The organism is Amycolatopsis rubida, from assembly GCF_900115345.1.
GTDB classification, from domain to species: domain Bacteria; phylum Actinomycetota; class Actinomycetes; order Mycobacteriales; family Pseudonocardiaceae; genus Amycolatopsis; species Amycolatopsis rubida.
On the sequence record NZ_FOWC01000003.1, the window covers coordinates 359170 to 371688 of the forward strand.

A 12519-nucleotide genomic window follows, 5' to 3' on the forward strand; every position below is an offset into this window, starting at 1 on the left:
GAACCCAAGATGGCTACCAGCGAGGAAATCGAACTCCGGGTCGAATCGGAAGACTCAGCCCGCAGCGCCAAGCGATCCGTCGCTGCGAAGCGAATCGGCGAGCTAGCCGAACGCCGCGCCGCGATCGCCGGAGAACTGGACGACGTCGAACGAGAACTGGGTGAGGTTCTCGTCGACTCCAGCGCTGTCATCGAGATCGGCGAACTCGCGCGGTTCACCGACGTTGATGCCGCCGACCTCACCCGATGGCGGGAGAACCAGCTGAAGAGCCAAAAGACCGGGCGTGCCAAGCGAAAGAAGCCAACCCGCGCGTCCGGCCCCAGCGGTGCCCCGCAGCAGAAACCCGCCGCGCTTCGCGCACCGAGCACCGATAAGGCCGTTGTGCCAGAGGAATCTCCTCGCGTGCGGGACGCCGCCGCAAAGACGCCGGCGGGAGTTTCTTGATGCTGCTCAAACGACAGAGCCTGACTGCGGACCGTGCCGCACTGACCCGGCCGAGGACCTTCAACTGCGCGAGAACCGGTGCCGACCGCGGATCGGAGTCGGTAGGGCTGGCGGTGCTGTTCCCGGTCGTGCTGGTGCTGATCCTCTCGGCGGTGCAAGGAGGCCTGTGGTGGCACGCACGCGCCGTCGCAGCCCAGTCCGCTCAGGCCGGTGTCGATGCCGGACGTCCGATCGGTGGCACGAACACCACCGCAGCCGCGGCCGCCCGGTCGTTCGCCACCCGCGCCGGGCACGGGGTGCTCACCGGCCCCCAGGTCCGGGCCGCGGTCACCGCGGACACCGTCCAGGTCGAGGTGTCCGGGACCGCTGTCCGGCTGGTGCCGATTCCCGGCCTGGATATTCGGGTGACAGCGTCCGCACGTGCCGCGAAAGAGCGTTTCACCGTGCCCGCTCGGGCCGCAGGAAGCAGTTCATGAATCCTCCGACCCGAGCCAGCCGCGGTCTGCTCTGGAGTGACACAGGCTCCATCAGCGTCGAGGCCGCTGTCCTCGTGCCTGTCGTGCTGTTCGTGGGGTTGCTGATCGTCGCCGGTGCCCGGGTCGGCTCAGCACAGCAAGCGGTCGACAACGCCGCCAGCGCCGCAGCGAGAGCCGCGTCGATCGCCCGCAGCCCGGCGGCCGCGCAGCACGCCGGCACCCGCGTCGCCCGCGAACGGCTCGCTCGCGAAGGCATGTCCTGCCAGGAGTCCAGTGTCTCGGTGGATGCCCGCCAGATCGCCCTCGGCCGCGCCGGACAAGTCCGGGCCACAGTCGAGTGCCGTGTCGCTCTCAGCGACCTCGGCCTCCCCATCCCCGAAGGAACACGCACGATCACCGGCAGCTTCACCAGTTTCGCTGACCCGTACCGAGGTATCCCATGATCTGTCGAAAAGCACCGCAGGATGCCGGGTCGGTCAGCGTCATGGTCGCGGTTCTAGTACCCGCTCTGCTGCTTGTTTTCGCTTTGGTGGTCGATGGTTCCGCGCGGCTGCGCGCGATCGCCCGCGCCGACGCCCTCGCCGCTGAAGGCGCTCGTGCGGCCAACACCGCCGTGGACACCCGCAGCAGCAGCATCGGGATCGACACCGCGACCGCGGCGCGTACGGCTTCCGGCTACCTTGCCCGCGCTGGGCAAGCAGGGAAGGTCAGCGTGACCGGGCCCCGCACCGTGGGGGTGACGGTCACGGTCACCGAACCCGCTCCCATCGGATTGTTCGGCCGCAGCATCGAAGCCACCAGCACCGCGGTGGCCGTCCTGGGCGTCGGCACGCGCGACGGCAACCTGCCATGACCACCGCAGCGGCACAACGGATCCGCGGCGCGCTGGCCGCGCTGGCGCTGCTCGCCTTCGTCGCCGGGGTACCTTGCGGATTCCTTGCACTCGGCGCCGAGCCTGCCCACTTGGTCCCGGACCGCTGGCCCGACCCGGTACCGATCAGCCAGCGGCCCGAACGGATCTGGAGCACGCTGCGGTGGGCATGGCTGACCGGGGACCTCGTGCACTGGCTGATCGTCGCCGTGGCGTGGGCAAGCTGGTTGCTGCTGACCCTCTCTGTTGTCGTTGAGGTGATTCGCCAGACAGGACAAGGGATCCGCACCGCGCGCGGACTGCTGAACCGTGTTCCGCGCGGCCAGTGGATTGCGGGTCTCGTCGCCGCCGCGCTCATGGCAGCCTCGGCAGGCACTGCTACCGCCTCCGGCCTTCCTGCCACACCGGCCGCGGCGACCGCGCCACCGTGGCCCGGCATCCAACCAGGCACCGCCACCCGGCAGCCCGCGACTCCAGCCGCGGGCGTCCGCACCCTCGACGCTGCCACCGTGGCCTCCGATCGACCGCGCCATGCGAACGCCGTGCCGTACACCGTGGTGCACGGGGACACGCTGTGGGACCTGGCCCAACGGCATTTAGGCAAGGGCACCCGCTACCACGAGATCATGCGGCTCAATCCCGCCTTGTCGAAGGCCCCCGACGAACTGGAACCCGGGTGGACTCTGATGCTTCCAGGCGACGCGGAAGGCCTTCCCCTGCCCGCCAACACCAAGGCGACGGGTCGCACGGTGAACGTGGCGGCAGGGGACACGCTTTCCGACATTGCTGAGCGGGAACTCGGCGACCCGGATGCCTGGCGCACGCTCTTCGGCCTCAACGCAGGCCGTGTCCAGCCGGACGGACGCGTGCTGCGCCATCCCGGCCAACTCCTCCCCGGCTGGCAGCTGCACCTGCCCGCCACGCCGACACCGCCCGCCGAAGCTATGCCGCAGCCCGCACCGGTGCCTCCGTCCGCTGCTCCGTCACAAGAGCCGACTCCGCCGCCGAGCACTGGCTCATCCGCGACACCCACACCGCGCGCCGCACCGGAACACGACACCCAGCCCGGCACCAACCCGGTGCCGCTGCCCGAGGGCGGGCTGGTCGGGCTCGGCCTCGCGCTGAGCGTGACCGTCCTGCTCTTCCTCGCCCGCCGCCGACGCCGCGCCCGCCGCAAACCAACCGGCGATCTCACACCACCGGGACCTGGTGGAGCCGAGCCGTTCCGGCCCGGCTCCACCGTCGCAACGCTCACCACAGCCGCGCACACTCGCCACACCGCACCCGAGGACGGCGAAGCCGAGCACGCAGGCACGGACACCGCCGGACGCGGCAAGGCAATCGACCTCATCGTGGCCGAACACCGGCGTGTCTGGCCGCCACCCGCTCCCGTCCTGACCGCATACGCCGGCACCGCCATGCAGACCGTTGACCTGGCCGCATCCGGCGGGCTGGCACTGACCGGCCCCGGCGCAGCGTCCGCTGCCCGAGCCGTCCTCGCCGCCGTGATGGCCGTCGACACCCGCTACCCGGCCGAAGCGCTGCTGGCCGACACCGGCACCGCCGAACTCATCGCCGGACGACCAAGGCGGACACCGCTGCACGAAGCCCCCGGCATCGAGACCGGCACCGACGAAACGACCGCGCTGGCGCAGCTGCACACCGAACTCGCCCGGCGCGCCAGACTGCGCGACGAGGACCAGTTCGACGCCGATCTCCAGCCCGGTCCCGATGCCCGCGATCGTCGTCCAGGACCAGCCCAGGCCGCCGACCCGGTACCGCTGCTGCTGGTGCTGGCGCACCCGTCTCCACAGCATCGGCGCGAATGGGCCACAGTCCTCGCCCAGGGAAGCGACGTTGGCATCCACTCGCTGCTTCTCGGCGACGAGAGCCTCCACGATGCCGACGGCTTCAGCGGCCTGACCCTCGCGACCGACGGCACAGTCCAGGCCGTGCACGGCGAAAGCGGCATCACGGCCGGAGCGCGCGCGGAAACCCTCAACGCCGCCGAAGCAGACGAACTATGGTGCCTGCTCGCCGCAGCCCGCGCACCCGCCCCACGCCGAGCCGCGAACAGCGAGACGACCGACCACAGACACGAGCCCGCCCGAGACCTCACCCAGACCAACGCCGCACGCGACGACCACCGGCCGACTGCCGCACAGGAATCGGTCGCCCGAGTGCGATTGCTCGGCGGAGTACGAGTGGAAACCGGAGGGAACCACGTCCAGGGATTGCGCTCCCGAGCCCGGGAAGTTTTGGCCTACCTCGCAGCCCACCCGCACGGCACGACCGTGGACACACTGCGCGAAGCGGTCCTGCCCGACCGGCCTGCCGCCCGCCTGCACGAGGCCGTCTCCTTCGCCCGCGGCGCACTGCGCACCGCCACCGGCCGCAACGACGAGCAGTTCGTCCTCGCCGAATCCGGTCGCTACCGGCTCGACCCGGCCAGCATCACCGCCGACGTGTGGGACCTCGATGACACCCTCACCCACGCCAGCGGCGAGCCCGCCACTCGCCTGGAATCCTTGCGGCACCTCGCGGAACTGTGCCGCGCCGGAGCGCCTCTGGACGGTGCCGGTTATTCCTGGGCTGAACCAGTGGCCGAGCACTGGCGCAGCCGGGTCATTGATGCGCTGGTCGCTCTCGCCGACGAAGTTCGCGACCACAACCCGGACGAAGCCCTCGACGCGCTCGCCATCGCCATCACCTGGGATCCTTACATCGAAGCCCTTTACCGGCGTACTATGAAGCTGCAACGAGACCTCGGCCGATACCCGGCTGCCCACAGCACCTACCAGCGATTGTGCACAAATCTTCGTGACATCGATCTGGAACCAGCGCCTGGAACCGCTGCGCTGCTGAGTGAATCGCCTTTGCCGATTTAGCGAAATCCGCATTCCGCGACTGACCGTGTTGCACATGAGGAAGTCGTTTAATCGAACTGAACTTCTGCAATGACCGCAAACCCAGGGGGTCGATCAGGGGTCATCCAGGCCGTCATCCTGGAGATCGGAGACTCGTCATCTTAAGGATGCCCCCTCACTGACCACCCTTGCATCGGCAAGAGTGCAGGTCAGCCCGCCTTGCCCCGCGTGTCCGACGAACCCGACTGGTCACGATAGCCATCTTTCCGCGAGCCTATTTCCCGGCGCCCTGCCCGCCTCGGTTAAGCATCTATTTCTTGCTTTCTCCTCGTTCGGACATGTTCACCGCTTCTCGGTGCCGTAGACATTCGCTCTCTCGCCGCGCTCTGGCTAGGACTCGCGACCCTCGTCGCGACCTCTTTCCGGCGAATGGAAATGAACGTTTCCGTGAATTTCTGCGATCTCGGCGAACCGTCCGCGCGCCTCCAGCATTGACGCCCTAAGGGTTGCTGGGATGTCCTCCCCGCTGGACATCATGTGGACAAGTTCAGCACGGTTTTCCAGGAGGTCTGGCAGGTGAATCTCATTGTTTCGGAACTTTTTCGCGCCAAGGGTCAACGGATTTTTTGGCCCGTCTCCAGGCCCTGCTTCGCCGTCCTCCGATTCAATCCGCTGGCCGCTCCGGGCTTGCCGACGTTTCCGAACGGCATTCTGAACACGAGCTGGCACTCCGTCGAACAATAGAGTGGCGAACTGCTCGGCCACCCAGATCAGCTGCTCCCGACGCGGAACGTCTCGCAGTTCGGCGATCAACTCGTCTCGTCGAGGATGACCCTTCGGATAGATCCGGGCCAGCACGTTCACCACGAACGTCGGGAAGAACCCGAAGACCAAGGCTGTCATGAACAGCGTGCCGATGCCCCACGTCATGACCAGATGCGCGAGCGTGTCCATCACGTCAACCCCAGCTTCATGCTGCGGAACCGTCCATCGCTGGCCGCTCGAACAAGGATCGCGCCCAGTTCGACCTTGCCCTTCTCCGTGAGAGTGTAGTAGCGCCGCGGCGGCCTGCCAGCGGCCTCTCTCGCCGATTCCCAGCCGTCGGCAAGCCAGCCTTCGTCCAGCATCTGAGTCAGACGGGGGTACATCGCGCCGGAGCGGACGCCGGACACTCTCGACAGCTGGTAGCCCCAGTGCCGGTCACTGGGTGCAGCCATCAGTGCGGCAGCTAGCTGCACCAGGGCGTAAGTAACGCGCATCAGCCAATTTTGACCTATGTCGCATAAGGCTGCAACCTCGATCCTTGCACGGTCGCTAAGCCCAGCCTGCCTCACGCATGAGTTGGTCGTGCGACGCCACAGAGAGAAGCTCTTTACGGATTACCTTGATCAATTCGGTCCGCCTGCGTCCCTGTTGCCGCAAGACGGAGCACTCCGACCGAGCGAGCGCGGCCGAGCGCGGACTGGGGTTCCCGGGGGACCGTGGGCGCGACCCGGCGGGCACGCGGTGCCCCGTCTGGATGACGCGGATCGCGGGCACCGAGTTGCATGCTGCCCGGTTGGTCTCCGGGTGGCCATGGCGACCTGATCCCGACTACGGACTGCCACCACAGTGCGCGGTCAACTCCTCATGGCATGCTTGCCGACGAGAAAATACGCCACGTTCATTCCGGCCATCCGCGTGCCATCAACATTCGAATTTCATCTGGCTTCATCCGCGATGTAAAATCTCCATTGCGGAGAAAAATTGATATCCCACCCTGTTTGGTGACCATGAAAGGTTTAGAGTTCCGCTCCTGAGCGGGAATGCTAACCGCTACTAGCACCCCGTCCTCGACGGCGATGATCCCGACCTTTAACCCCACCACGACTGGGCTGACTTGCTCAGAAATTATCTTCCGGTAGCGATCCTCAGTGTGCGCCCTGGCGGACACGGGCGACACCGATGAAACAACGTCCCTGCTGTTGATGCGGTCAGTCTTGAGGCCGATTACGAGCAGGCCAGACTCATCACCGTTTGCGAACCCGCAGACAGCCTTTACGAGCTTGTCGTTTCCGTCCGCGTTGCCGATGTTCAATTCACTCTTGCATTCTAGCCAGCTGGACTCTTCGGTGCCAACTAGATCTTCAAATCGACCCCGGGTCAAGCTATCCATGAAGTCGGCACTGCAATCGGAATAGGCTTCCGTCCGCACTTTGCAAAGTGCGGATCGAGTGTTCCTGAGCGCCTCGCAGAGTTCCCCTATTGTAACACTCTGACTGTTTAATGACATGCGTATAGACCAAAAGTCGTGATCAATACCCTCGTCGGCAAAGAAGTGATCAGCTTCCAAGACGGAGGCATTGGCGGCTCCAAAAAGTTTCTCAACCTCGATTTTTAGCCGAGTATCCCTCAGTCTGGACGGGTTCCCGCCCTCCAGGTCGAGATCTAATTCAACAGTTCCATCCAGGCGAATCGTAAACAGGAGCTCCTCATGCCTGTTGCCATTCTTGAAGTGAACGGCAAGAAACGCGTACTCATAGTTGGGCAAGTTCTTGAATCTGGATGTAAAGTACTCGGTTATCGATCGAATTGTCACATCCTCCATCTCGGGGAGGCGCACGTCAACACCGCAGAGTCGACCCTCATCGTGCTCAACAAATCCGCCAGGATCCTCCTTTCCGAGTTGATGCAGCATTACCCGCGCCCTGAGGTTCGAGTACTTAATCCTGTCTTCGAGAGTGAAATGACGCATCATGCCGCTAGATGATACAAGACACGCTTGAACGCAAAAATCGGCAGCCTCAATTGGGGCGAGCCGAATATGGTTCCGCCACCTTGCGCACGGCTATTCATTTCGCAAGTTCATAATTTGGGCCGATGTCTCATTTTCTACCTTGATGGCCGCGTGTCCATCGACCGCGGCGAGTCACGTGGCGTGGCGCTCGGCGAGCCGGTCGAAGAACGTCGTAAGCCGTTGGCTTGCGGCCGGGGTGTCGACCAGTTCGGCACCGCCGAATCGGTAGACCTCGTAGCCACGCAGCCTCAGTTCACGGTCCTCAGCAACCATCTCAGCGTACTTCTGGGAGTCGCCGCGCCCAGTCTTGTCGGTGTAGTGCTGCCGCCCGTCGCACTCGATGACGATGCGGATTCGTTGCGGCAGGAGCAGCAGGAAGTCCATCCGCTGACGTGGCAACGGGGCTAAGCCGGGAGCGCGATGTGTTCGGGTGTATGGGTCGTAGTGCAGGTACACCTGTGGGATGAGGGCAGGGATGCCGTCGCCGAGTTGGACGTAGCGGTCCGCATAGGCGCGCAGGATCCGGCGCTCGGCCTCGTTGTTGCCCAGCGCGCGGTCGAGCCGCCTGTACAGGCTGAGTGAGACCTCCCTCGCCGTTGCCCCTGTCAACCCCTCGTGGTCGGCCCACCAGTTGGTCAGGTCGGCCCAGGTGAGGCCGTGTGCCGCCAAGGGTCGGTCGTAGACGAGACAGAACTGTTCGTTCTTGACCACCAGGACGTCGTTGTTGAGAGCATCGCGGAACACGATCTCCGGCTTGGGGCCGTCGGCGGCGAAGATCAGGTTCTTCAGCTCGCCTGCCACGCCATGCGCACCGAGTGCATCGAGCACTGGCTGCAAGTACTCGGGGACATACTCGGCCGCGACGCGGTAGCCGAGGTCGGCCAAGGCGGTCAGCGACATGCCCTGCAGTCGCCCCTCGACGTAGCTGCGTTTGCTGTTGAACGGCTCGGCACTGCCTTCGCGAGCGGGTGCCATGCCGAGCGCATCGCACGCCGCTTCCAGGTGGTGCGCCTTGACGCAATCCCAGAGCGTTTCCGCAATGGCCGAGCGCAGCCTCATCGGGGTAACGGTCGGGGTCATGCCGGTCCACGGAGTACGTCAGCCCCAGCCGCGCCCACCTGAGCATGTCGCGTTCGCTGGTTGACCATCGCATAACAGTAGCGCGCAGCACCGACGCTAAGGCTCCTAACAGCGCGGTGTCCGGCAGCTCAGGCGCGATGCCGGCCGCGAGAGCGAAAACGAGCAGGCACCGACGGGCGCACTCAAACCCAGGTCACAAGTAGGTAACCAATTCGGTATCGGCTCTAACCGGCACAGCCACTCACGAGCACCCGTCCGGTGCCCGTCCGGCACCAAGCCCGCCCGCCCGCCGCACCTGTCCGGCACCAAGCCCTCCCGCCCGACCGCACCCGTCCGGCACCAAGCCCGCCCGCACCCGCCCCTCCCGAACCAGGCTCCGCCCGCGAATCCCGTCCTAGGTAGGGTTTCCGCCGTGTCCCGCCCGAAAGAACCGCGTCGTCCCGCCCCTCCTCCCGGACTGCTCATCGTCGACAAACCGGCGGGCATGACGTCGCACGACGTGGTCGCGCGGGCGCGGCGGATCATGGGCACCCGCAAGGTCGGCCACGCCGGCACGCTCGACCCGATGGCGACCGGCGTGCTGGTGCTCGGCATCGAGCGCGCCACCAAACTGCTCGGCCACCTCGCCCTCGACCGCAAGACCTACCTCGCCACGCTGTCGCTCGGCCGGTCCACCACCACCGACGACGCCGAAGGCGAACCGCTCTCCGGAACCGATGCCGCGCCGGAAACCCTGGCCGCCGTCGCCGACGAGCAGATCGCCGGCGGCATCGCCGCGCTGACCGGCGACATCCAGCAGGTGCCCAGCGCTGTCTCCGCGGTCAAGATCGACGGCAAGCGCGCTTACGCCCGGGTGCGCGCGGGCGAAGACGTCGTCCTCCCGCCGAGGCCGGTGACCGTGCACCGGTTCGACGTTCTAGGCCTCCGCCGCGAGGACGACCGGATCGAACTCGACGCGATCGTCGAATGCTCGTCCGGCACCTACGTCCGGGCGCTCGCTCGCGACCTCGGCGCCGGACTCGGCGTCGGCGGGCACCTGAAAGCCTTGCGCCGCACCACAGTCGGGCCGTTCACGCTCGCCCGCGCGCGCACGCTCGACCAGCTCGAAGAAAAGCCGGAACTGTCGCTTGACCTCGATGCCGCCGTCGCCGCCGCGTTCCCGCGCCGGGATCTCGACGCCGCCACCGCCAAGGCGGTCCAGTACGGCAGGCGCATTCCGGCCGCCGGAATCACCGGCACGTACGGCCTGTTCGCGCCGGACGGCCACGTGCTCGCGCTGGCCTCCGACGCCGAGGGAGTGACCCGTTCGGTGGTGGTCCTCCTGCCCGCATAGGGTGGGAGGCAAAGGCACCTCGCTCGGGGAGAGTTGACAACAGTGCAGCGGTGGCGTGGGCTCGGGGACCTCCCGGGCGGCTGGGGACGGTGCGTGGTCACCATCGGCGTGTTCGACGGCGTGCACCGCGGGCACCAGGAACTGATCAAGCGCACCGTGGCGACGGCCGCCGAACGCGGCGTGCCCAGCGTGGTGCTCACCTTCGACCCGCATCCGTCCGAGGTGCTGCGCCCGGGCAGCCATCCCGCGCAGCTGACCACCCTGCGGCGCAAGGCCCAGCTGGTCGAGGGGCTCGGCGTGGACGTGTTCTGCGTGCTGCCCTTCACCTTGGAACTGTCCCGGCTCAGCCCGCACGAGTTCGTGCACGAGGTGCTGGTCGACCGGTTGCACGCGGCGGCCGTGCTGGTCGGCGACAACTTCACCTTCGGGGCCAAGGCGGCCGGCAACGTCGCGCTGCTGCGCGAACTCGGCCGCCGCTTCGGGTTCGTCGCCTACGGCGCGGAACTGCAGGGCCGTTCGCTCGACGACGACCGCGGCGCCAACGACATCACCTTCTCCTCGACCTACGTGCGCTCGTGCATCGACGCGGGCGACGTGGTGGCCGCGGCCGACGCGCTCGGCCGCCCGCACCGGCTGGAGGGCATCGTCGTCCGCGGCGACGGACGGGGCCACGACCTCGGCTACCCGACCGCCAACCTGTCCACCGCGCGGTTCGCCGCCGTGCCCGCGGACGGCGTCTACACGGCCTGGTTCACCCGGCTGTCCGACCCGGACCGGCGGCTGCGCGCGGCGGTGTCGGTGGGCACGAACCCGACGTTCTCCGGCCGCGAACGCACCGTCGAGGCGTTCGTGCTGGACGTCGACGAGGACTTCTACGGCCAGCACGTCGCGCTGGACTTCGTCACCCGGTTGCGGGATCAGGCGCGGTTCGGCGGGTCGGCCGATCTCGTCCGGAAGATCGACGAGGACGTGGCCCGGACCAGGGAAGCACTCGGCTCGGACAGCTGAGCGGACCCGGCGCCGGGGCAGGCCGGGCCCGGGGCGAATCGGGCGTTCCGGCCCGCCGGGGGCGTCCGGAGTGGCAAGATGGGCCGGCGGCACCGGGCCGGAGGAGCAAGGTCCCGCGGCCGGAGCCGCCGGACGACACGCTAGGGGAGCGGAGCCAGGTGGAGGACCACAAGATCGTCCAGCGGAACATCGCGCTGCAGCGGGAGTGGTACGGGGAGCCGCTGGGCGATCGGGTGCGCAGGCTGGTCGTGGCCTTCGACGTGTCGCAGGCGTTCCTGGCCGAGGTGCTGGGGATCAGCGCGCCGATGCTGAGCCAGGTGATGAGCGGGCGGCGGGCGAAGATCGGCAATCCGGTCGTGCTGGCCCGGATGATCATGCTCGAACGCAAGATCCTGGTGCCCGAGGTCGCCGCGGGCGACCGCGACGCGATGCAGGCCGCGCTGGAGGACGTGCGCGATTCGCGGCCCACTGTCGGCCGCGACAACATCCCGGTCAACTCGGACGAGAAGATCGTGCTCGCGGGCATCCGGGACACCGCCGAGGACGAGAACCTGGCCGAAGCGGCGAAGCTGCTCGACGAGGACTTCCCGGCGATCGCCGACCTGCTCCGCCGCGCGGGAGCTTCGGGCCAGTAGCCGATGCAGCTGTTCTCCGCGCTGCGCCCGCCCGCCGACGTCGCGGCGGAAGTGGCCGACGCGCTCGGCGCCCGGGACCGGTTGCTGCGCTGGTCCGATCCGGCCGGATGGCACATCACGCTGGCCTTTTACGGCGAGGCGGACCCCGCCGGACGCAGTGCTGTCCTCGACCGGGCGCTGGACGGGCGAAAAGCCGTTGACGTCCAGCTCCGGAGTTCGGGAACATTTCCGGGAGTGCTGTGGCTGGGAGTGGCGGGGGAGGACCTCGCCGCGCTCGCCGCGGCCGCGGGCCCCGACGAGGAGCGCCCCTACCGCCCGCACCTGACACTGGCGCGATGCTCCCGCACGCGACCGCCGACGGCGTGGACGGAACAGCTCGCCGGTTTCCGCAGCCGCGTCTGGACCGCGGACCGGGTCGAGCTGCTGGGCGGCGGCAGCCCGTACCGCACGCTGGCGTCCTGGCCGCTGCGCCGCGCGTGAGCCGATGCCGCCCGGGTAGCCGCACGCGGCTGAAGCCGCAGTTCAACCGGCTGGTAACCTCGGTAATCGGGTCCGGCTGCAGTCCGTGGCGGCCGCGACCGTCTCACCCGGCCGCGTGGCGCGGTGCGGGCCTCACGGCACTAGATGCACAAGGAGCACCACCAGTGGCGCTGTCTACCGATGAGAAGAAGACGATCCTCGCCGAGTACGGGCTGCACGACTCGGACACCGGATCCCCCGAGGCCCAGGTCGCGCTGCTGACCAAGCGGATCATCGGCCTCACCGAACACCTGAAGACCCACAAGCACGACCACCACTCCCGTCGCGGTCTCCTGCTGCTGGTCGGCCGTCGCCGCCGGCTGCTGAACTACACGGAAAAGGTGGACGTGGCGCGGTACCGGGACCTGATCAAGCGTCTCGGCCTGCGCCGATAGCGTGCTGACGAGGGGGAGCGGCTCCGGCCGCTCCCCCTCGCCGCAAGCACACCCCCCCACACGGCGCGAGCGCGCTGGAGGAACGATCTCGCCGGTCCTCGGTAGTGGTTCCCGG

General features: G+C 67.5%; 14 protein-coding genes. 10 read left to right on the forward strand and 4 right to left on the reverse strand.

Annotated elements, in window-relative coordinates; translation table 11 throughout:
* The first annotated feature begins 9 nt into the window (after nt 1-9).
* The 5 genes from BM362_RS16025 to BM362_RS16045 are packed head-to-tail and all read left to right on the forward strand — an operon-like array spanning nt 10 to nt 4679.
* Nucleotides 10-444: a hypothetical protein gene (locus tag BM362_RS16025; RefSeq protein ID WP_093573654.1), complete on the forward strand. Its 435-nt coding sequence runs from the start codon at nt 10-12 to the stop codon at nt 442-444.
* On the forward strand, nt 444-920 hold the full coding sequence (locus tag BM362_RS16030) for a TadE family protein (protein WP_093573655.1): 477 nt from the start codon (nt 444-446) through the stop codon (nt 918-920). Before BM362_RS16025 ends, BM362_RS16030 begins: the two co-directional genes overlap by 1 nt.
* The gene (locus BM362_RS16035) at nt 917-1363 is read left to right on the forward strand and encodes a TadE family protein (RefSeq protein WP_093573656.1); all 447 of its coding nucleotides are present in this window, start codon (nt 917-919) and stop codon (nt 1361-1363) included. The genes BM362_RS16030 and BM362_RS16035 overlap by 4 nt, the downstream gene beginning before the upstream one ends.
* Nucleotides 1360-1773 (forward strand): hypothetical protein, encoded by a 414-nt coding sequence (locus BM362_RS16040; RefSeq protein WP_093573657.1) that lies wholly within the window; start codon nt 1360-1362, stop codon nt 1771-1773. Before BM362_RS16035 ends, BM362_RS16040 begins: the two co-directional genes overlap by 4 nt.
* On the forward strand, nt 1770-4679 hold the full coding sequence (locus BM362_RS16045) for a LysM peptidoglycan-binding domain-containing protein (RefSeq protein WP_093573658.1): 2910 nt from the start codon (nt 1770-1772) through the stop codon (nt 4677-4679). The genes BM362_RS16040 and BM362_RS16045 overlap by 4 nt, the downstream gene beginning before the upstream one ends.
* Before the next feature lie 369 nt (nt 4680-5048).
* On the opposite strand, the gene BM362_RS46850 is transcribed toward BM362_RS16045, so the two are convergent.
* The 4 genes from BM362_RS46850 to BM362_RS16065 all read right to left on the reverse strand — a co-directional run bounded on the left by BM362_RS46850 (nt 5049) and on the right by BM362_RS16065 (nt 8493).
* On the reverse strand, nt 5049-5612 hold the full coding sequence (locus BM362_RS46850; protein ID WP_143132437.1) for a hypothetical protein: 564 nt from the start codon (nt 5610-5612) through the stop codon (nt 5049-5051).
* The gene (locus BM362_RS16055) at nt 5612-5917 is read right to left on the reverse strand and encodes a PadR family transcriptional regulator (protein WP_093573660.1); all 306 of its coding nucleotides are present in this window, start codon (nt 5915-5917) and stop codon (nt 5612-5614) included. The genes BM362_RS46850 and BM362_RS16055 overlap by 1 nt, the downstream gene beginning before the upstream one ends.
* A 404-nt stretch (nt 5918-6321) precedes the next feature.
* Complete coding sequence (locus BM362_RS16060; protein WP_093573661.1) at nt 6322-7395, reverse strand: AlbA family DNA-binding domain-containing protein; 1074 nt, start codon at nt 7393-7395, stop codon at nt 6322-6324.
* A 171-nt stretch (nt 7396-7566) separates the two neighbouring features.
* A complete protein-coding gene (locus BM362_RS16065; RefSeq protein WP_093573662.1) occupies nt 7567-8493 on the reverse strand; it encodes a hypothetical protein in 927 nt (308 codons plus the stop codon).
* 433 nt (nt 8494-8926) lie between these two features.
* On the opposite strand from BM362_RS16065, the gene truB reads away from it, so the two are divergent.
* The 5 genes from truB to rpsO all read left to right on the forward strand — a co-directional run bounded on the left by truB (nt 8927) and on the right by rpsO (nt 12404).
* Nucleotides 8927-9847 (forward strand): tRNA pseudouridine(55) synthase TruB, encoded by a 921-nt coding sequence (truB, locus tag BM362_RS16070; protein WP_093573663.1) that lies wholly within the window; start codon nt 8927-8929, stop codon nt 9845-9847.
* 42 nt (nt 9848-9889) lie between these two features.
* On the forward strand, nt 9890-10855 hold the full coding sequence (locus BM362_RS16075) for a bifunctional riboflavin kinase/FAD synthetase (protein ID WP_093573664.1): 966 nt from the start codon (nt 9890-9892) through the stop codon (nt 10853-10855).
* 158 nt (nt 10856-11013) lie between these two features.
* Nucleotides 11014-11490, forward strand: coding sequence for a helix-turn-helix domain-containing protein (locus BM362_RS16080; protein WP_067590753.1), 477 nt, complete (start codon nt 11014-11016; stop codon nt 11488-11490).
* Nucleotides 11491-11493: 3 nt separating this feature from the next.
* On the forward strand, nt 11494-11970 hold the full coding sequence (thpR, locus tag BM362_RS16085) for an RNA 2',3'-cyclic phosphodiesterase (RefSeq protein ID WP_067590757.1): 477 nt from the start codon (nt 11494-11496) through the stop codon (nt 11968-11970).
* Nucleotides 11971-12134: 164 nt separating this feature from the next.
* Nucleotides 12135-12404 carry a 30S ribosomal protein S15 gene (gene rpsO, locus BM362_RS16090; protein ID WP_037812514.1) on the forward strand — a complete coding sequence of 90 codons (270 nt, stop codon included), beginning with the start codon at nt 12135-12137 and terminating at the stop codon, nt 12402-12404.
* The last annotated feature ends 115 nt before the right edge of the window (nt 12405-12519 follow it).

What these genes read in the sequence shown, in the direction of transcription:
- BM362_RS16025 (WP_093573654.1), top strand. Translation starts at nt 10, where the DNA reads ATGGCTACCAGCGAGGAAATCGAACTCCGGGTCGAATCGGAAGACTCA.
- BM362_RS16030 (WP_093573655.1), top strand. Translation starts at nt 444, where the DNA reads ATGCTGCTCAAACGACAGAGCCTGACTGCGGACCGTGCCGCACTGACC.
- BM362_RS16035 (WP_093573656.1), top strand. Translation starts at nt 917, where the DNA reads ATGAATCCTCCGACCCGAGCCAGCCGCGGTCTGCTCTGGAGTGACACA.
- BM362_RS16040 (WP_093573657.1), top strand. Translation starts at nt 1,360, where the DNA reads ATGATCTGTCGAAAAGCACCGCAGGATGCCGGGTCGGTCAGCGTCATG.
- BM362_RS16045 (WP_093573658.1), top strand. Translation starts at nt 1,770, where the DNA reads ATGACCACCGCAGCGGCACAACGGATCCGCGGCGCGCTGGCCGCGCTG.
- BM362_RS46850 (WP_143132437.1), bottom strand. Translation starts at nt 5,612, where the DNA reads ATGGACACGCTCGCGCATCTGGTCATGACGTGGGGCATCGGCACGCTG.
- BM362_RS16055 (WP_093573660.1), bottom strand. Translation starts at nt 5,917, where the DNA reads ATGCGCGTTACTTACGCCCTGGTGCAGCTAGCTGCCGCACTGATGGCT.
- BM362_RS16060 (WP_093573661.1), bottom strand. Translation starts at nt 7,395, where the DNA reads ATGATGCGTCATTTCACTCTCGAAGACAGGATTAAGTACTCGAACCTC.
- BM362_RS16065 (WP_093573662.1), bottom strand. Translation starts at nt 8,493, where the DNA reads ATGAGGCTGCGCTCGGCCATTGCGGAAACGCTCTGGGATTGCGTCAAG.
- thpR (WP_067590757.1), top strand. Translation starts at nt 11,494, where the DNA reads ATGCAGCTGTTCTCCGCGCTGCGCCCGCCCGCCGACGTCGCGGCGGAA.